Origin of the sequence: Pseudothioclava alba, assembly GCF_033100795.1 — a bacterium.
GTDB lineage: Bacteria > Pseudomonadota > Alphaproteobacteria > Rhodobacterales > Rhodobacteraceae > Pseudothioclava.
In genome coordinates this window covers 96,377-114,067 of record NZ_JAWLVI010000007.1, presented here as the reverse complement: position 1 = coordinate 114,067, position 17,691 = coordinate 96,377, and the positions used below count along the sequence as shown (strand labels likewise).

At 63.4% G+C, this 17,691-nt stretch carries 18 protein-coding genes; 10 read left to right on the top strand and 8 right to left on the bottom strand.

Going from position 1 to position 17,691, the window contains the following annotated elements:
• Nucleotides 1-96 precede the first annotated feature (96 nt).
• The 7 genes from tnpB to rbfA form a co-directional block, all read right to left on the bottom strand.
• Nucleotides 97-276, bottom strand: a complete 180-nt coding sequence (gene tnpB / locus RYZ20_RS15880) for an IS66 family insertion sequence element accessory protein TnpB (RefSeq protein ID WP_411572357.1) — start codon at nt 274-276, stop codon at nt 97-99.
• A gap of 326 nt (nt 277-602) precedes the next feature.
• Nucleotides 603-872 carry a 30S ribosomal protein S15 gene (gene rpsO / locus RYZ20_RS14265; protein WP_317674593.1) on the bottom strand — a complete coding sequence of 90 codons (270 nt, stop codon included), beginning with the start codon at nt 870-872 and terminating at the stop codon, nt 603-605.
• Nucleotides 873-1,023: 151 nt separating this feature from the next.
• Nucleotides 1,024-2,007, bottom strand: a complete 984-nt coding sequence (locus tag RYZ20_RS14260; RefSeq protein ID WP_317674591.1) for a calcium-binding protein — start codon at nt 2,005-2,007, stop codon at nt 1,024-1,026.
• A 104-nt stretch (nt 2,008-2,111) separates the two neighbouring features.
• On the bottom strand, nt 2,112-2,627 hold the full coding sequence (locus RYZ20_RS14255; RefSeq protein WP_317674589.1) for a DUF1643 domain-containing protein: 516 nt from the start codon (nt 2,625-2,627) through the stop codon (nt 2,112-2,114).
• Between the two features lie 45 nt (nt 2,628-2,672).
• A complete protein-coding gene (gene truB, locus RYZ20_RS14250; RefSeq protein WP_317674587.1) occupies nt 2,673-3,575 on the bottom strand; it encodes a tRNA pseudouridine(55) synthase TruB in 903 nt (300 codons plus the stop codon).
• 62 nt (nt 3,576-3,637) lie between these two features.
• On the bottom strand, nt 3,638-4,372 hold the full coding sequence (locus RYZ20_RS14245; RefSeq protein WP_317674585.1) for a phosphodiester glycosidase family protein: 735 nt from the start codon (nt 4,370-4,372) through the stop codon (nt 3,638-3,640).
• The gene (gene rbfA, locus RYZ20_RS14240) at nt 4,344-4,766 is read right to left on the bottom strand and encodes a 30S ribosome-binding factor RbfA (RefSeq protein ID WP_317674583.1); all 423 of its coding nucleotides are present in this window, start codon (nt 4,764-4,766) and stop codon (nt 4,344-4,346) included. The genes RYZ20_RS14245 and rbfA overlap by 29 nt, the downstream gene beginning before the upstream one ends.
• Before the next feature lie 100 nt (nt 4,767-4,866).
• On the opposite strand from rbfA, the gene dapB reads away from it, so the two are divergent.
• Nucleotides 4,867-5,676, top strand: a complete 810-nt coding sequence (gene dapB, locus RYZ20_RS14235) for a 4-hydroxy-tetrahydrodipicolinate reductase (protein ID WP_317674581.1) — start codon at nt 4,867-4,869, stop codon at nt 5,674-5,676.
• Between the two features lie 60 nt (nt 5,677-5,736).
• On the opposite strand, the gene RYZ20_RS14230 is transcribed toward dapB, so the two are convergent.
• On the bottom strand, nt 5,737-5,916 hold the full coding sequence (locus RYZ20_RS14230) for a DUF1674 domain-containing protein (protein WP_317674580.1): 180 nt from the start codon (nt 5,914-5,916) through the stop codon (nt 5,737-5,739).
• 82 nt (nt 5,917-5,998) lie between these two features.
• On the opposite strand from RYZ20_RS14230, the gene RYZ20_RS14225 reads away from it, so the two are divergent.
• The 9 genes from RYZ20_RS14225 (at nt 5,999) to RYZ20_RS14185 (ending at nt 17,639) form a co-directional block, all read left to right on the top strand.
• On the top strand, nt 5,999-7,264 hold the full coding sequence (locus tag RYZ20_RS14225; protein WP_317674579.1) for an RsmB/NOP family class I SAM-dependent RNA methyltransferase: 1,266 nt from the start codon (nt 5,999-6,001) through the stop codon (nt 7,262-7,264).
• 83 nt (nt 7,265-7,347) lie between these two features.
• A complete protein-coding gene (locus RYZ20_RS14220; protein ID WP_317674577.1) occupies nt 7,348-9,105 on the top strand; it encodes a heparinase II/III family protein in 1,758 nt (585 codons plus the stop codon).
• A 20-nt stretch (nt 9,106-9,125) separates the two neighbouring features.
• Nucleotides 9,126-10,712, top strand: a complete 1,587-nt coding sequence (gene purH, locus RYZ20_RS14215; RefSeq protein ID WP_317674575.1) for a bifunctional phosphoribosylaminoimidazolecarboxamide formyltransferase/IMP cyclohydrolase — start codon at nt 9,126-9,128, stop codon at nt 10,710-10,712.
• 10 nt (nt 10,713-10,722) lie between these two features.
• Nucleotides 10,723-11,199 carry a signal peptidase II gene (gene lspA, locus RYZ20_RS14210; RefSeq protein ID WP_317674573.1) on the top strand — a complete coding sequence of 159 codons (477 nt, stop codon included), beginning with the start codon at nt 10,723-10,725 and terminating at the stop codon, nt 11,197-11,199.
• Nucleotides 11,200-11,274: 75 nt separating this feature from the next.
• Complete coding sequence (locus RYZ20_RS14205; protein ID WP_317674571.1) at nt 11,275-11,823, top strand: DUF3035 domain-containing protein; 549 nt, start codon at nt 11,275-11,277, stop codon at nt 11,821-11,823.
• 87 nt (nt 11,824-11,910) lie between these two features.
• Nucleotides 11,911-13,251 carry a M16 family metallopeptidase gene (locus RYZ20_RS14200; protein WP_317674569.1) on the top strand — a complete coding sequence of 447 codons (1,341 nt, stop codon included), beginning with the start codon at nt 11,911-11,913 and terminating at the stop codon, nt 13,249-13,251.
• The gene (locus tag RYZ20_RS14195) at nt 13,248-14,549 is read left to right on the top strand and encodes a M16 family metallopeptidase (RefSeq protein WP_317674567.1); all 1,302 of its coding nucleotides are present in this window, start codon (nt 13,248-13,250) and stop codon (nt 14,547-14,549) included. Before RYZ20_RS14200 ends, RYZ20_RS14195 begins: the two co-directional genes overlap by 4 nt.
• A 55-nt stretch (nt 14,550-14,604) precedes the next feature.
• Complete coding sequence (gene mutL, locus RYZ20_RS14190) at nt 14,605-16,476, top strand: DNA mismatch repair endonuclease MutL (RefSeq protein ID WP_317674565.1); 1,872 nt, start codon at nt 14,605-14,607, stop codon at nt 16,474-16,476.
• Entirely contained in the window at nt 16,473-17,639 is a 1,167-nt protein-coding gene (locus tag RYZ20_RS14185; RefSeq protein WP_317674563.1) for a DNA recombination protein RmuC, read from the top strand. The genes mutL and RYZ20_RS14185 overlap by 4 nt, the downstream gene beginning before the upstream one ends.
• Nucleotides 17,640-17,691 lie beyond the last annotated feature (52 nt).

The window sequence follows — 17,691 nt, the reverse complement described above, 5'->3', positions numbered from 1 at the left end:
CACGCAATCTGGCAATTTCAGAAGCAGTGTCTGACATGGAAACCATTCACCACAAACGCCAATAATTACCCATAAAAACAGGTGCTTCAATGCATATTACCCAGCCGTTTCAGGCCTTTGCGTCCAGCGTGGATTGCGCCAGTCAATCCCTTCGGGAAGATAACCGAGCTGCGCCGCAGAGATCGCAACAGACGCGCCCTCCCGGCTCACGGGCCAGATGAACTTCCCCGCTTCAAGCCGCTTCAAATACAGGGACATTCCGACCCCGTCATGCATGTAATCACGCCAGTTCCACCTAAGCGCCACGGCGATCCCCTCCTGCCATTTCTGACTTGATCCAGCCATTCTGTGCGCATGGGCGTGAGGGAGGTTTCGGATTTTGGAAGTAGGCGGCAGGAGGGTGTCGCCGTGACCCTTACGATAATTGCGCTGTGAATATGGTTCAGCGCGGGAAAGGCAGGGGTGGAGCACGCTGGATATAATGCTCGTCTCGGAAACGTGCGTCAGAAGCGGCCCATCAAGAAAACTTTGACGCCGCGATTGCGCATAAGAAAACGCCCGCCTCTTGCGAGACGGGCGTTTGATCCGAAAATCGGAAAAGATTAGCGGCGCAGGCCAAGACGCTCGATGAGCGACTGGTAGCGAGCCTGGTCTTTACCCTTGACGTAGTCCAGCAGCTTGCGGCGCTGAGCAACCATCATCAGAAGGCCACGACGCGAGTGGTTGTCCTTCTTGTGGGTTTTGAAGTGCTCGGTCAGCGTCGCGATGCGCGAGCTGAGGATCGCAACCTGAACTTCCGGCGAGCCGGTATCGCCTTCTTTGGTGGCGAATTCTTTGATCAGGCGGTTCTTTTCTTCAACGGTGATCGACATCAATATCTCCTGTGATTAAGGGTTAGGGCGCAAGCCGGGATGTCGTCCAGCAGGGTCCATAGGCACCCGCGCCGAAACGCGGATGCGGGCGTATAGTCGGATTCCCTTTAAAAGAAAAGCCTGAATCGGATCCTTCGGGGGCTGAAGCAGGTTAAAGCTGCGAGAACTCGGCCGGCGTCACCAGCAAGACATCGCCCGCTGTCAGGTCCGCCGCATCCAGCACCTCGGCCATGCGGACACCATTAAGCATGATCCACACGGCTCCTTCGGTCTGATCCGAGGGCTCGATCGTCAGTTCCGGCTCACCGGAGCCATCGGGGGCGTAAACAACGGCAATCTGGTCAACTGCCGCATCGTAATCGGCAATCTCTGCGGGGTTTGCAGGATCAATCCAGTCACCGAGGGCGAAGAGGTCGCCCCCTTCGCCGCCGTGCAACACATCACTCGTACCACCAAACAAAGTATCCGCCCCTTCACCACCATTCAGGAAGTCGGTCTCACTATCATCCGAGCCATCCAGCCAGTCATTCCCGGCATTCCCGAACAGCTCGTCCTCGCCGACACCGCCCACCAGCGTATCGTTTCCGTCGTTCCCCTCAAGGGTGTCGTTCCCGGCATCACCGGAAAGCACATCATCATCCGCCCCCCCAACGAGGCTATCGAAGCCATCACCGCCAAACAGGGTATCGGCCCCGAAGCCACCGAACAGCAGGTCATCGCCCGCTGCGCCGTCTGCAAGGTCATCGCCATCGCCGGCCTCTATGCTGTCGTTCCCGGCATCACCGGACAGCGTATCCGCACCGGTCTCACCGATCAGCGTATCGCTCCCGGCACCGCCGTATAGAGCATCGTCACCGTCATATCCGTTGATACGGTCATCGCCGTCCAAGCCGTCGATCGTGTCGGCCGCATCATCACCCCAAAGGATGTCATTCCCTTCGGTCGCGACCGGCTGATCCGCTACGGGATCGCTGGCAAACACCTCGTCCAGAAGATCGCCGGTAGCGGCCTGTTCGTTCTCATCCGAAGGTTCGGGCGTCGCATCGTCCGCGTCGTGCGAAATCGGGTCCATCGGCAGAAGAGCGGCTGAAAAGCCGGCGACAACAAGGCCCAGTAATCCCGTAAGCATCCACATAGAATAAATCCACCACCTTCAAGACAACCCTGAGTATAGCGCGCAGATTCGCCTTCTGGGGAGATCAAAAGTGTCTAAAATATATAACAAAAATGCCTGAACCCTCACCAGGTTTCGGGCTGGTGCTGGTAGGCGATATAAAGGGGATGCTTCGGCGCACCGTGCTTTGTCAACCCCAGGTGGTGAAGTTTTCGTCCGGTGCGACGCAATAGCGCCTCCACATGATCGCCACGCCCAAGGTGTGCGCCATGCGACCCCCAAGCGCAGATTACCTGATCCGCCGCCCCCGAGGCCCAGTCGAGGCTTTGCAGGATCGCGGCGTCATTTTCGGGACCAACCGGGTCAGCCTGCGCACGCATCACCTTGGGGTCCGTGGCGCGATAGGCGAAGATATTGGTCACGCGGAACGCCCCGAAGCCAAGGGCGCGCGCGCGTCGTTCGCAGCGCTCAACAGTGGGATCGTTCTGGACCTCGGTCGCTGTCGAGGGGTTGAGCATGATGAACAGCGCGCGCGCGCCGTCAGGCTCCCAAACACGGGTCAGCAGGTAGCGATAGGCCTCGCAGTCGGAATAAACTGCAACCGACGGGGCGTCGCCTTTAAGAAACTCACGGGTTAGCATCGGGCCTCCGGTGTTTGGGGCGTTTCCCCCTTCATATACGCCCGATCAGAGGTTGAACACGCGCGAGGGGTGCAATTCGCCCGATTTATAAACGCCGACCGCCACCGGCACTCCGTCAAAGCTGGCCCAGACCTCTTCGCCCCACTCAATGCCAGAGGCAATCACCATGCCCGCATTACCGTTGCGCAGGCGCACGGCCCCTTCGGGGGTTGCCTTGACCTCTTGCAGGTCATCCAGCCCCAACTCCAACGGAAGCAGATGCTCATCCAACGCCGGGGTTTTGGCCATCGCGTCAATCGTCTCAAGGCTCAGCCCGTCAGCGGCCTCGAACGGCCCCGACCATTCGCGCCGCAGCCAGAGCACATGCCCAAGGCAGCCAAGCGCCGCCCCAAGGTCGCGCGCGATAGACCGCACATAGCCGCCCTTGCCGCAGACCATCTCGAGCTCAACCGTGTCGGCATCGGGGCGCGCGGTCATCACAAGGCTTTCGACATACAAGGGCCGCGCCTCAAGTTCGAGGTCTTCACCCTTACGCGCCAGAGCATAGGCGCGCTCGCCATCGACCTTGACGGCCGAAAACTGCGGCGGAACCTGCATGATGTCGCCATTGAACTGCGCCAGCGCGGCCTCGATCTCGGCGTCCGTCGGGCGCGCATCAGAGGTTCCGATTACCTCTCCCTCGGCGTCATCGGTATTCGTCGCGGCCCCAAGGCGCACCTGAAAACGGTAGCATTTCATCGCGTCGGTAATGAAGGGCACGGTTTTCGTGGCCTCGCCCAGGGCAATCGCCAGAACACCCGTCGCCGCCGGATCAAGCGTGCCCGCGTGGCCCGCCTTTTTCGCATCCAGCGCCCACCGCACCTTGTTCACCACCGCGGTCGAGGTGATCCCTGCGGGCTTGTCCACGATCAGCCAGCCCGAAATGTCGCGGCCCTTCTTGCGTGCCATGATGCCTCCGAATTCAACAAGCGCGCCTGCTAGCGCGAAGCGGCGCGCGGGTCAACGCCGCATCACTCGGGCGCGACAACGCCCACGATCGGCCCCATCGGCAGCCCGATGTCGGCGCGGTCCATTTCGGGCACGATCAGCCGCGAAATGGCGCCATCCAGAAACAGCGCATCCGGCACCGCCAATTGATCGCGGAAAAGCCGCGCGAACTGGTGGAATGTCACGGGTTCGTTCGAGATCGCGAACCACGCGGTTTGCCCGTCGGCACTGACCCCCACACCGTTGCGGATATTGACGGAATCGCTATCGGCACGGAACTTGGGATGCAGCGCGCCGTCGATCACCAGCATCGGCCCTGATTGGGTGGCATAGCGGCAGTCGGGCGGGGTCGCGGCAAAGGCGCGGCTTTCGATCACGGCCAAAGCCTCGCCAATGCAGAACACACCGTTCGGCAACAGCCCGAAATTCCCCGGCCCCTCGGTCGTGACAATCGAGTGCCCTTCGGCGCCACCCTCGATATATAGCCCCACCGGGCGGCGGTCGGGGTGATACATGCCCGCATTCATCGCGAAGATCAGGCGTTGCCCTTCGGGGATCGTCGCCAGCAGGCGCTCGGGCGTGCCGATCAGCGCGCCGGTCTCGTCATTCAGCCAAAGCCGAAGGGTGTCGGTGACTTGCGCCTCGCAAACGGTAAACGACGCCCCGTCGAAGGTCAGATCATTGCACGCCCCCGCGAATGCAGGCGCGCCAAGCACCGCAAGAGCGGCGTTAAAGATCGTCGTCTTCGTCGTCATCATCCTGCGCAATATCGCGCTGCACCTTTTCATCGGCGAACATCCGGCGGGTTTCGTCAAGGCGATCAAAGGTCTCGTCGATGCGGAACCGCAGGTCGGGCGCGAATTTGAGCGACATCTCCTTGGCGACAAGGTGGCGCAGCTCGCCACGGTTGCGCGCCAGGATCTTGATCAGCTCTTCGGCGCCTTCGCCGCCCAAAGGCGCGACATAGGCGGTCGCGACCTTCAGGTCGGGCGACGTGCGCACCTCCCCCACCGTCACGGAATAACGCGACAGGTCGGGGTCGTGAACATCGCCACGCAAAAGCACATCCGAAAGGGTGCGCCGGATCAGCTCGCCGACGCGAAGCTGACGCTGAGAGGGGCCGTCGCCCGAATGAAAGCGGTTCTTTGCCATATCCGCCACATAGTGCCTAAACGCGCGCCCCGCAACGGGGGCTTTGCCAAAGCGGCCAATCGCCGCTAAGGAAAGCGTGAAAAGCGAAGGAGTGCATCAGATGAGCGATCTGCCGGGTATCGTGGTAACGGGCGTTTCGGGCCGCATGGGGCAAATGCTGGTGAAAACCATCAACAGCTCTGGCAAGGCACATCTGGTCGGCGCGGTCGAGCGCAAGGGGCACGACTGGGTCGGACGTGATCTGGGCACCTGTATGGGCGGCGCCGAGATGGGCGTGATCGTCACCGACGAGCCGCTGGAGGCTTTCGCCAAGGCGCAGGCGGTGATCGACTTTACCGCCCCTGCTGCGACGGTCGAATTTGCCCTGCTGGCCGCGCAGGCGCGGGCGGTGCATGTGATCGGCACCACCGGGTTCGAGGCAGAGCATCTGACGAAAATCGCGGCTGCTGCGCGCCATGCGGTGATCGTGCGCGCGGGGAACATGTCGCTTGGCGTGAACCTGCTGACCCAGCTTACCAAGAAGGTCGCGCAGGCGCTGGACGCGGATTGGGACATCGAGGTGATCGAGGCTCATCACAACAAAAAAGTCGATGCGCCCTCGGGAACCGCGTTGATGCTGGGCCGCGCTGCCGCCGAAGGGCGCGGGATCGACCTTGAGGACAACACCGAATCCGGCCGCGATGGGATTACCGGCGCGCGCAAACCGGGGGCGATTGGTTTTTCGGCCATCCGTGGAGGTGACATCGTGGGCGAGCATGATGTGTTGTTCGCAGCGGCGGGCGAGCGCATCGTGCTGCGCCATATCGCCACTGACCGTGCGATCTTTGCCCGTGGCGCGCTGCGGGCCGCTCTTTGGGGGCAAACCCAAAAACCCGGTGAATACGATATGATCGACGTGCTGGGGCTGTAAGCGCCAACCATTTTCAAACGCAAAGGCCGCGGAACTCGCGGCCTTTTTCTTTTCCAGCGATCAGAAGTCGATCGCGATGCCCTTCTTTTCCCAATCGCCATAGCGCACAGGTTCCGGCCCGTCGCGTCCGCCCAGTTCCGGCGGCAACTCGGCCTTTTGGGCGGCCTTGCGGCGTTCCTCGGCCTCGGCCAGCGCACGCTGAGCGGCGGGGGGCAGGTCTTTCGTGCGGTCATCCGGCATAGCAGAGTCCTTGTCAGCTTGGTGTCGCTGTTATAGGCCGCACGGAGACACCGGACAAGCAACTGCATGGAAGGCACGCCTCATGGCTGCACCCGATCACGCCCGCCGCGCCGCCCTTGGCCTGATCCTTGGCGTCCTTGAGGACCGCCTGACACTGGCCGAGCAGATCAACACCGATGCGCTGGATGGCCTGAGCCCCGCCGAGCGCGCCCGCGCGCAACGGCTTGCAGCATCGACGCTGCGCAACCTTGAACGCGCGGACCGGATGCTCAAGTCCTTCCTGCGCAAACGCCCCACGCCTGACATCCATGTGCTGTTGCGCATGGCCACGGTCGAGCTGTGCGAGGATGACGCCCCCGCGCACGGGGTGGTGAATGCCGCCGTGACGCTGGTGCGCTCGGCAGGCAAAAAGACCGAAAGCTTCGCGGGGCTGGTGAATGCGGTTCTGCGCAAAGTCTCCGAGGATCGCGCGCGCTGGCAAACCCTGCCTGTGCCCGAGCTGCCGGGCTGGCTGCGCGGGCGGCTGATGTCGGCCTATGGCAAGGCGGCGGTGCAAAAGATGGAGATCGCGCATCACGACGGCGCGCCCATCGATTTCAGCTGCAAATCGGATGCCGACGACTGGGCCGCGCGCCTTGGGGCGGAATTGCTGCCGACGGGGTCTTTGCGGATGAAAACCCGCGTGCAGGTCACCGATCTTGAGGGCTATGAGGCGGGCGAATGGTGGGTGCAGGACGCTGCCGCCGCGCTGGCCGCCAAGGCGCTGAACCCGCAGCCGGGCGAACGCATCCTAGACCTTTGCGCAGCCCCGGGGGGCAAGACGCTGCAACTGGCGGCCGCTGGCGCGCAGGTCACTGCGCTGGATATATCCGAGGGCCGGATGGCGCGGGTTCAGGAAAACCTTGCGCGCACAGGGCTTGCGGCTGAAACCGTGGTGGCCGATGCGCTCCACTGGGACCCCGAGGCGCCGTTCGACGCAATCCTGATGGATGCGCCATGCTCGGCCACCGGCACGATCCGCCGCCATCCCGACCTGCCTTTTGTGAAGGATGCGCAGGGCATCAAGCCGCTGTTTGCGCTTCAGGCCGCGCTTTTGGAGCGCGCTCTTGGCTGGCTGAAACCCGGCGGGCGGCTGGTCTATTGCACCTGCTCGCTTTTGCCCGAGGAAGGCGAGGCGCAAATCCGCATGGCGCTTGGCCACCACCCAGACCTGACAATCGCACCCATTAACGCCGCAGGGATCGAGGACCACTGGCGCACCCCCGAAGGGGGCTTGCGCCTGCGTCCCGACTACTGGCCCGAGCGTGGCGGCATGGACGGGTTCTACATCGCGCGCATAGACCGGTGACAGCGCGGGGCGCGCGCTTTATGGTGCGCGCAATCTGGCAGGAGGGGGCTGCGCAAGCGGCGCCAAGGTGAGGCAAAGGCACGATGGCCAAGGTGCGATCCGGCTTTGAAGAGCGTAAAACGGGTATTCTGCGTGCGCGCATCGGTGCGGCGCGGAACCGTCTGAGTGCGCGTCTGGCGGCGGCCTCGCGCCCCGCCACCGGCTTTACCAGCCAGCCCGAACCCCGCACGATTGGCTCTTTTGCGCGCGGTCGGCAACTTATCGCCGGAAATTTCCAGTTCGCGGGTTTTCTGATCGAAGGCAAAGACCTGCTGATCTGGGATCTGCCGATGCCCGACAAGGCGTTCGGGGAAACCTTGCACGGCATGGCGTGGCTGGATGATCTGGCCGCTGTGGGCGACCGCGAGGCGCGGGCGCGGGCGCAGGACTGGGTGTTTGCGTGGATCACACGCCACGGCAAGGGCTCTGGCCCCGGCTGGACGCCCGACCTGACGGGGCGGCGCATGGTCCGGCTGATCAACCACGCGATTTTGTTGCTGAACGGGCGCGACCGCGCGCAGGCGGACGCTTTCTTCCGCACGCTGGCGCAGCAGACGCTTTTTCTGGCGAAACGCTGGAAGGCAGCCTCGCCCGGATTGCCACGGTTCGAAGCGCTGACCGGCCTTGTCGCGGCGGGGCTGGCGCTGCGCGGGATGGAGCGTCACGTTGCCCCCGCGCTGGCAGCACTTGGCCAGGAATGCGCGCGCCATATTGATGCGCGTGGCGCGATCCCGACGCGCAACCCCGAAGAATTGCTCGAAGTAATGACGCTTCTGGTCTGGACCAAGCAGGCGCTGGAAGAGGCAGGCCAAAAGCCAAACACGCCTCTGCATGATGCCATCGAACGCATCGCCCCCACCCTGCGCGCGCTGCGCCATGTGGATGGCGGGCTTGCGCGGTTTCACGGCGGCGGGCGCGGGCTGGACGGACGGCTTGATCAGGCGTTGGCGATCGCGGAAACCCGCGAGAGCCGCCACGATGATCTGTCGATGGGGTTTGCGCGCCTGCACACGTTGCGCACCAGCCTGATCGTCGATACCAGCGCGCCACCAAAAGGCGTGGCTTCGGCTAATGCCCATGCCTCGACGCTGGCCTTCGAGATGACCTGCGGGCGTCACCCGCTGATCGTGAATTGCGGCTCGGGCGCGATGTTCGGGCGCGAATGGCACCGCGCGGGGCGCGCCACGCCCTCTCATTCGACACTGGCCATCAACGGCTATTCCTCGTCGCGCTTCGGGCCTGTGCGCGCCTTTGGCCAGAGTGCGCGCACCTATTTCGAGGCGACCCCCACAGAGGTCTGGCACCGCGCCGAGCGCCCCGACGGGCTGCACCTGATCTTTGGCCATGACGGCTATATCCCGACCCACGGCATGACCCATATCCGCGAGCTTGATCTGTCGCAGGACGGGTGCAGCCTGCGCGGGCAAGATACCCTTGGCGCGATGAGCGTCGAGGACCGGCACAAGTTCGATGCGTTGCTGCTGAAAGACCCGCTCAACGGCATTCCCTTCACCCTGCGCTTCCATTTGCACCCCGAGGCCGATGCCCAGATCGACCTTGGCGGCGCTGCGGTTTCGGTCGTTCTTAAATCCGGCGAGCTGTGGCTGTTTCGCCATGACGGGGTGGGCGAGCTGAGCCTTGAGCCGTCGGTCTATCTTGAAAAGGGGCGCCTACGGCCCCGCGCCAGCCTCCAGATCGTGCTGAAAGCCAATGTTTTCGAGCATATTTGCCAGATTGGCTGGACCTTGACGAGCGCACAGGCTACCCCCTCGCGCATACCGAACCCCGAATCCGATACCTAGCTTTCGAAGGACGCTGCCCCGTGACCCAAGCTCTCCCGCTGACCCGTGCCCTGATCTCTGTTTCCGACAAGACCGGGCTGATCGACTTTGCCAAGGCGCTGTCCGCGCGCGGCGTCGAGCTATTGTCCACCGGCGGCACCGCCAAAGCGCTGCGCGATGCGGGGCTTGAGGTGCGCGACGTGGCCGAGGTGACGGGCTTCCCCGAGATGATGGACGGGCGCGTGAAAACGCTGCACCCCAAGGTGCACGGCGGCCTTCTGGCGCTGCGCGACAACGCTGAACACGTCGCCGCGATGAACACCCACGGGATCGAAGGGATCGACCTTCTGGTCGTCAATCTTTACCCGTTCGAGGCCACCGTCGCCAAAGGCGCCGCGTATGACGACTGCATCGAGAACATCGACATCGGCGGTCCGGCGATGATCCGTGCGGCCTCGAAGAACCATGCGTTCGTCGCAACGGTTGTCGATGTCGAAGATTACGACGCGGTTCTGGCCGAGCTTGACGCAAACGGCGGCAAGACGACCTACACCTTCCGTCAGCGTCTTGCGCAGATCGCCTATGCCCGCACCGCCGCCTATGACGCCGCGGTTTCCACCTGGATGGCCGCCGCGATTGGCGAGGAAACCCCGCGCCGCCGCGCCTTCGCAGGCACCTTGGCCCAATCGCTGCGCTATGGTGAGAACCCGCACCAGTCGGCGGCGTTCTATCTGGATGGCTCGAACCGTCCGGGTGTTGCGACGGCCGAGCAGCATCAGGGCAAGGAACTGTCCTACAACAACATCAACGACACTGACGCGGCGTTCGAACTGGTCTCCGAATTCGGCACCAGCGCGCCTGCCTGCGCGATCATCAAGCACGCCAACCCCTGCGGTGTCGCCAGTGGGTCGTCGATGATCGAGGCCTATACCCGCGCCTTCGATTGCGACCGCACCTCGGCCTTTGGCGGCATCATCGCGCTGAACCAGACGCTTGACGGGGCCACCGCCGAAGAGATCTGCAAGATCTTCACCGAGGTCGTCATCGCCCCCGAGGCAACCGACGAAGCCAAGGCGATTTTTGCCGCGAAAAAGAACCTGCGCCTTCTGACCACCGGCGCGCTGCCTGACCCGAAGGCCACCATCACCACCTACCGACAGGTGGCCGGTGGCTTCCTCGTGCAGGGCAAGGACAATGGCGCGATCAGCATGGATGACCTGAAAGTCGTGACCGAGCGTCAGCCCTCGGAGCAGGAGCTCAAAGACCTTCTGTTTGCATGGAAAGTCGCCAAGCATGTAAAATCGAACGCGATCATCTATGTCAAAGACGGCGCCACCGTGGGCGTGGGCGCGGGCCAGATGAGCCGCGTCGATTCGACCCGCATCGCGGCCCGCAAAGCGCAGGACATGGCCGAAGTGATGGGTCTGCCCGCCCCGCTGACGCAAGGCTCGGTTGTGGCCTCTGACGCGTTCTTCCCCTTTGCAGATGGCCTGATTACCGCCGCCGAGGCTGGCGCAACCGCGATCATCCAGCCCGGTGGCTCGATGCGCGACCAGGAGGTCATCGACGCCGCAAACGAGCGTGGCCTTGCGATGGTCTTTACCGGTATGCGCCACTTCCGCCACTAAGGACCAGCTTATGCGTGTGACAGGTATCGTCGCGGGTCTGACTTTTGCGCTGGACCAGTTCTCGAAATACGCCGTGGTGCGTGTGCTGGGGCTGGATCAGGTGCAGGCGATTGATGTCCTGCCGCCCTGGCTGAACTTCCGCATGGCATGGAATCAGGGGGTAAACTTCGGCCTGTTCTCGGGAGAGGCCGGAATGACCCGCTGGGTTCTTATCGCCGTGGCGCTGATAATCTCGGGCTGGGTCTGGTTTTGGGTGCGCCGCGACCACCCCGCCGCGCTTGCGCAGATTTCCGCGGGGCTTCTGGTCGGCGGAGCGCTGGCGAATGTGGCGGACCGCCTGTTTTATGGGGCGGTGGCCGATTTCATCAATATGTCTGTGCCCGGATGGGCGAATCCCTATTCGTTCAATATCGCTGATGTCGCGATATTTGCCGGCGCGTTCGGGTTGGTTCTGTTCACCGGGCACAAGGATGAACCGGCCGCGTGAATGATGCCGCTTTCGCAGGTGACGGGGGCGCATCAATAGGCTAAGACAGGGTCGAAGAAAGCCGGAGGGGGCGGAATGGCGTCGAATACAGGCAAGCTTGGGATGATGCTGGCAGTGCTGCTCGCGCTGGCTGCGTGTTCGTCTGACAAAGAGCCGCGCCTGATGCATTTGCGCTCGAATACCAATGGGCCGGATGAGTTCTCGATCGTGCCCGCCAAGCCCTTGCAGATGCCCGACACCCTGACCGAACTGCCCGAGCCGACGCCGGGCGGCGCAAACCTGACCGACCAGACCCCCGAGGCTGATGCCGTCGCGGCCCTTGGCGGCAAGCCGGTCTACCTGTGGAACACCAAAATCGGCGCGGGCGATGGTGGCCTTGTGTCCTACGCGGGGCGCTACGGGATCACCCCGACCATCCGCGCGGAACTGGCGGCCGCCGATCTTGAACATCGCCGCGCGAATGACGGGCGTATACTGGAAAAGCTGTTCCGCACGAGCGTCTATTTCAAAGCCTATCGCGATATGGAGCTTGACCAGGAAGCCGAGCTGGAGCGCTGGCGCAAACTGGGCGTGCGCACGCCTGCCGCTCCGCCAAGCGCGGCGGCTCAGGATTTCGCACAGTAAACGCCTCGCAGTAATCAACTCCTCGTCAGGCGGGTTGCCCTTGGCGCGCGCACGCGGCATGTGTAGGCGAAAACACATGAGGTGCCGATGCTGCGTTTGATGCTTGCGATTGCTCTGGGGGCGTTTGGCCTTAGCCCCGCGATTGCCGAAGAAGTCAGCCATTTCACCCTTGCGAACGGCTTGGAGGCGGTCGTGATCGAGGATCACCGCGCCCCCGTCGTCGTGCATATGGTCTGGTATAAGGCGGGTGCGGCGGATGAGCCGCGCGGCAAATCGGGCATCGCGCATTACCTGGAACACCTGATGTTCAAAGGCACCGATGATTTGGCTCCGGGCGAGTTGTCGAAAACCGTCGCGGCCAACGGTGGATCGGATAACGCCTTCACTTCGCAGGATTATACCGCCTATTTTCAGCGCATCGCGTCGGACAGGCTTGAACTGGTGATGAAGATGGAGGCCGACCGGATGCGCGACCTCGTGCTCTCGGAGGATGACTGGCAGACCGAACGCGATGTGATCCTTGAGGAACGCGCGCAACGCACCGATTCCAACCCGCAGGCACTGTTCAGCGAGCAGAAAACGGCCGCGCAATACCTCAACCATCCCTATGGCACGCCTGTGATCGGCTGGCGCAACGAGATGATGGAGCTGACGCGCGAGGATGCGCTGTGGTGGTATCGCCGCTATTACGCACCCAATAACGCGGTTCTGGTGGTTGCGGGCGACGTGACGCCCGCCCAGGTTCAGGCGCTGGCCGAGACCTATTACGGCCCGCTGGAGCCAAGCGCCGATTTGCCGCCGCGCAAACGTGTCGAGGAGCCGCAACAGCTTGCCGAACGACGGGTGATTTTTACCGATCCGCGTGTCGCGCAGCCCTTCGTCTCTCGCAGCTATCTTGCGCCCGAGCGCAACCCCGGCGATCAGGCCAAAGCCGCCTCCCTGACCGTTCTGGCCGAGGTTCTGGGCGGCAATCCCGCGACCTCGGTTCTGGGGCGCAAGATGGTCTTTGGCACGGGCGAGGCGATCTATGCCTCGGCCTTCTACGATGGGCTGTCGATCGACAAGACGACCTTCGGGCTGGCGGTGATGCCCGCAGCCGATGTGACGCTGGACGAGGCCGAGGCGGGCCTTGACGAGGCTTTGATAGCCTTCCTGAGCGAAGGCATCGACCCCGCGCAATTCGCGCGCATCAAGACCCAGATCAAGGCTGCGCAGATTTATGCCCGCGACAACACGCAAGGGCTTGCCCACCGTTATGGCGAGGCGTTGGCGTCTGGCCTGACGGTTGCCGATGTGCAGGGCTGGCCAGAGGCGCTGATGGCCGTGACCGAAGCCGATGTGATGACTACCGCGCGCGAGGTGTTTGACCGCAGGCAGGCCGTGACCGGCTACCTTGACCGCCCCGCCGCCGAGGAGGCCCAACAATGATCCGCTTTGCTCTGGCCCTGGTCTGCGCCCTCACACTGGCGCTTCCGGCGCGCGCACTGGATATTCGGCAAGTCACGTCGGAGGGCGGGCTGACCGCGTGGCTGGTCGAGGCGCATGACATCCCCTTCACCGCGCTGCGGATCAGCTTTCGGGGTGGTGCCAGCCTTGATGCCGAGGGCAAACGCGGCGCAACGGTTCTGATGACGGGCCTTCTTGAAGAGGGCGCGGGCACGATGGACAGCCAGACCTTTGCCGAGGCCGCCGAGGGGCTTGCCGCCGAATTCGGCTTTGATGTGGGCGATGACACGCTGGATATTTCTGCGCGTTTCCTGACCGAAAATCGCGCGGCTTCGGTCGATCTGCTGCGTGAGGCGCTGGTGAACCCGCGCTTTGACGAGGTGGCGATTGACCGCGTGCGCGCGCAGGTTCTGTCAATCATCGCCTCGGATGCCCAGGACCCGAACTCCCTTGCAGGCGAGCGGCTCTCGGGGCTGATTTACGGCGCGCATCCCTATGGCAGCTCGAACAATGGCACCGCCGCCAGCCTCAAGGCGCTGACCCGCGAAGACCTGTTCGACGCCAAGGCGCGCGTCATGGCGAAGGACCGGATCGTGATTTCTGCCGTGGGCGACATTACCGCAGCCGAGCTGGGACCACTTCTGGACAACCTGCTTGGCGGGCTGCCTGATAGCGGCGCGCCAATGCCCCCGAAGGTGACGCCCGCCTTTGACGGCTCTGTGAGCGTGGTCGATTACGACTCGCCGCAGTCGGTTGTGGTGTTCGGGCAGGCGGGGCTGGCGATGGATGATCCCGACTTTTTCGCCGCCTATCTGCTGAACCAGATCATCGGGGCGGGCGGGTTTTCCTCGCGGCTGATGGACGAGGTGCGCGAAAAGCGCGGCCTGACCTATGGCATCTACACCTACCTTGTGCCGAAGGATCTGGCCGAGGTCTGGATGGGGTCGTTCTCGGCTTCGAACGAAAAGGTCGCCGAGGCGATCCGCATCGTCAAAGAGGAATGGACCAAGGCGGCAACCGGTGCTGTGACCGAGGCCGAGCTTGCCGACGCGAAAACCTATCTGACGGGCGCCTACCCGCTGCGTTTCGATGGCAACGGCCAGATTGCCGAAATCCTTGTGGGGATGCAGCTTTCGGGGCTGCCGCCTGAATATATCGAGACCCGCAACGCCAAGGTCGAGGCGGTCACGAAGGACGATATTACACGGCTGGCCAAGCGCATTCTGGATGCGAACGCGCTGAGCTTTGTCGTCGCGGGCAAGCCTGTCGATCTGAAGTGAAGCACGCCGCCCGAATCGTTGGAAGGTGCGGGGGCGTTATGCTATCCCTTGTAGGATGAACGCCCCCGAACGCAAAATAAGCACGGATCGCCCTGTTATCCGCCAGCTAGACGACGCGGCCGCGAACCGTATCGCGGCGGGCGAGGTTGTCGAACGCCCCGCCAGCGCGGTCAAAGAGCTGGTCGAGAATGCGCTGGATGCGGGCGCGGGCCGGATCGAGATCGCCTATGCCGATGGCGGCAAGACGCTGATCCGCATTACCGATGACGGCTGCGGCATGACGGCGGACGACCTGCCGCTTGCGCTGTCGCGCCATGCGACCTCCAAGATCGACGGGTCGGACCTTCTGAACATCCACACTTTCGGCTTTCGGGGCGAGGCGCTGCCCTCGCTTGGCGCTGTCGGACGGCTGACGATCACGTCGCGCGCCGCCGGTTATGAGGCCGTGCAGATCACCGTGGCGGGGGGCGCCATCGGGCCGGTCAAACCCGCCGCGCTCAACCGTGGCACCGTGGTCGAGCTGCGCGATCTGTTCTTTGCGACGCCCGCGCGGCTGAAATTCATGCGCACCGACCGCGCCGAGGCACAGGCGATTGCCGATGTCGTCAAGCGCCTCGCGATGGCCGAACCCTATGTCAGCTTTTCTCTGACCGATGTTTCGGGGAACAAGTCGCGTGAGATTTTCCGCGCCGATGCCGAGCAAGGAGAACTCTTCGACGCACTCTCCGCCCGTTTGGGCCGTGTTCTGGGCAAGGCGTTCAGCGATAACTCCGTGCGGATCGAGGCCGAGCGCGAGGGTATCCGCCTGTCGGGCTATGCCGCGCTGCCGACCTATTCACGCGGCGCGGCGGTCGAGCAGTTCCTCTTCGTCAACGGTCGCCCCGTGCGCGACAAGATGCTGACGGGGGCGCTGCGCGCCGCCTATATGGATTTCCTGAGCCGTGACCGGCATCCGGCGGCGGTCCTGTTCCTGACCTGCGAACCCGAGCGCGTCGATGTGAACGTTCATCCTGCCAAGGCCGAGGTGCGCTTTCGCGAGGCCGCCATCGCACGCGGGCTGATCGTCACGGGGCTGCGTCATGCGCTGGCCGAGGCCGGACACCGCGCCAGCTCAACCGTCTCGACCGCGACGCTGGGGGCGATGCGCCCCGAACCCACGGGCGCGCCGCGCATCTACCAGATGGACCGCCCGAGCCTTGGCGCGATCCGCTCGGTCTATGCGGCCCAAGCGCCCGCACCGCAGCAAAGCGCCTGGACCGAAGGATTTGCCGAAGCGGCCCCTGTTTTTGACACGGGCTTCGCGCCCTCGGCGCGCGCCGAAGAGGTGGTCGAGCAAGACGCCCCGATCCACGCCCCCTTGGGCGCCGCCCGCGCGCAGTTGCACGAGAATTACATCATCGCACAAACCGAAAACGGGGTGGTGATCGTCGATCAGCACGCCGCCCACGAACGGCTCGTATATGAGCGCCTGAAACGCCAGATGGCCGAAAATGGCGTGCCCTCGCAGGCGCTGTTGATCCCCGAGATCGTCGAACTGTCCTCAGGCGATGCGGCGCTTTTGCTTGAACGCGCGGACGAACTGGCCCGCTTTGGCCTTACGGTCGAGGCCTTCGGCGGCGCCATTGCCGTGCGCGAGACCCCCGCGATTTTGGGCGAGATCGACGCAGGCGCGATGCTGCGCGATATTCTGGACGAACTGGCGGACCTTGGCGATAGCCAGAACCTGCAAGCCCGCGTCGAGGCGGTCCTTAGCCGCATGGCATGTCACGGCTCGATCCGCTCGGGCCGCCGGATGCGTGTCGAAGAAATGAACGCCCTGCTGCGCGAGATGGAAGCCACCCCCCATTCGGGCCAGTGCAACCACGGCCGCCCCACCTATGTCGAGCTAAAGCTCAGCGACATCGAAAGACTGTTTGGCCGCACATGATCCAGATCGGGACATATCAATTCGACCTGAATGACCCGATGGTCCTGCTGGTGCTGGCGGGGATCGGCGCTGCGCTTTTGCTGCTGATCCTGCTGGTCCTTGTGCTGCGCGCGACGGGCCGCACCGGGCGCGCGATCGACCCGATGGCGCATCATCTGCAACTGCTTGGCCAGCGCGTGCAGTCACTTTCCGATGGGCAGCAACAGCTTGCGGGCGGGCTGCACCATGTCTCCGAGGCGCAGGCGACCAGCCAGACCAAAGTGCTGGGGCTGATGGAGCAACGTCTGGCCGAAGTGAACCGCGCCATGACCGAAAGCCTGCACGGCACCGCGACCCGCACCGCGCGTTCACTCGGCGATCTGCACCAGCGGCTTGAGGCCATCGACAAGGCACAGGCGAATATCGAGAAGCTGTCTGGCAACGTTCTGGGATTGCAGGATATTCTGTCGAACAAACAGACCCGCGGTGCCTTTGGCGAGATCCAGCTGCATGACATCGTGCAAAAGGCCTTGCCGTCGGACGCCTATACGATGCAAGCCACGCTTTCGAACGGCAAGCGCGCGGATTGCCTTGTGCATCTGCCCAATCCGCCCGGCCCGATTGTGATCGACAGCAAGTTCCCGCTGGAGGCCTATGAAGCCCTGCGCCGCGCGGAAACCCAGTATGAACTGACCGAGGCGCAACGGATGATGCGCACCGCCGTGCGCGCGCACATCAAGGCGATTTCCGAGAAATATATCCTTGAGGGCGAAACGGCAGACGGCGCGCTGATGTTCCTGCCCTCAGAGGCCGTCTATGCCGAACTTCACGCCAATTTCCCCGAGCTGGTCCGCGATGGCTTTGCCGCCAAGGTCTGGATCGTCAGTCCGACCACCTGCATGGCGACGCTGAACACGATGCGCGCGGTTCTGAAAGACGCCCGTATGCGCGAACAGGCCGGCGCGATCCGGCGCGAACTGGCCGCTCTTTATGGTGATGTTGACCGGCTTGGGGCGCGCGTCGAAAACCTTGACCGGCATTTCGCGCAGGCAGCCAAGGATATTGGCGAGATCAAGATTTCCGCCGAAAAGGCGGGCAAACGCGCGCGCCGCCTTGATAACTTCGATTTCGAAGAACTCGCTCCCGAGCCCGCGCAACCCAAAATTGTGAATATCGAACCCTGACGTTTTGCACCTTGCAGCGCGCTGAAACTGCGCGCAAAAATAGGGCATAACG

Coding starts and splice junctions, on each gene's coding strand:
- RYZ20_RS14205 (WP_317674571.1), top strand. CDS start 11,275: ATGGCGTCGAATACAGGCAAGCTTGGGATGATGCTGGCAGTGCTGCTC.
- RYZ20_RS14200 (WP_317674569.1), top strand. CDS start 11,911: ATGCTGCGTTTGATGCTTGCGATTGCTCTGGGGGCGTTTGGCCTTAGC.
- RYZ20_RS14260 (WP_317674591.1), bottom strand. CDS start 2,007: ATGTGGATGCTTACGGGATTACTGGGCCTTGTTGTCGCCGGCTTTTCA.
- RYZ20_RS14195 (WP_317674567.1), top strand. CDS start 13,248: ATGATCCGCTTTGCTCTGGCCCTGGTCTGCGCCCTCACACTGGCGCTT.
- dapB (WP_317674581.1), top strand. CDS start 4,867: ATGAGCGATCTGCCGGGTATCGTGGTAACGGGCGTTTCGGGCCGCATG.
- RYZ20_RS14225 (WP_317674579.1), top strand. CDS start 5,999: ATGGCTGCACCCGATCACGCCCGCCGCGCCGCCCTTGGCCTGATCCTT.
- rpsO (WP_317674593.1), bottom strand. CDS start 872: ATGTCGATCACCGTTGAAGAAAAGAACCGCCTGATCAAAGAATTCGCC.
- lspA (WP_317674573.1), top strand. CDS start 10,723: ATGCGTGTGACAGGTATCGTCGCGGGTCTGACTTTTGCGCTGGACCAG.
- RYZ20_RS14230 (WP_317674580.1), bottom strand. CDS start 5,916: ATGCCGGATGACCGCACGAAAGACCTGCCCCCCGCCGCTCAGCGTGCG.
- mutL (WP_317674565.1), top strand. CDS start 14,605: ATGAACGCCCCCGAACGCAAAATAAGCACGGATCGCCCTGTTATCCGC.
- RYZ20_RS14245 (WP_317674585.1), bottom strand. CDS start 4,372: ATGATGACGACGAAGACGACGATCTTTAACGCCGCTCTTGCGGTGCTT.
- RYZ20_RS14255 (WP_317674589.1), bottom strand. CDS start 2,627: ATGCTAACCCGTGAGTTTCTTAAAGGCGACGCCCCGTCGGTTGCAGTT.
- RYZ20_RS14185 (WP_317674563.1), top strand. CDS start 16,473: ATGATCCAGATCGGGACATATCAATTCGACCTGAATGACCCGATGGTC.
- rbfA (WP_317674583.1), bottom strand. CDS start 4,766: ATGGCAAAGAACCGCTTTCATTCGGGCGACGGCCCCTCTCAGCGTCAG.
- tnpB (WP_411572357.1), bottom strand. CDS start 276: ATGCATGACGGGGTCGGAATGTCCCTGTATTTGAAGCGGCTTGAAGCG.
- RYZ20_RS14220 (WP_317674577.1), top strand. CDS start 7,348: ATGGCCAAGGTGCGATCCGGCTTTGAAGAGCGTAAAACGGGTATTCTG.
- truB (WP_317674587.1), bottom strand. CDS start 3,575: ATGGCACGCAAGAAGGGCCGCGACATTTCGGGCTGGCTGATCGTGGAC.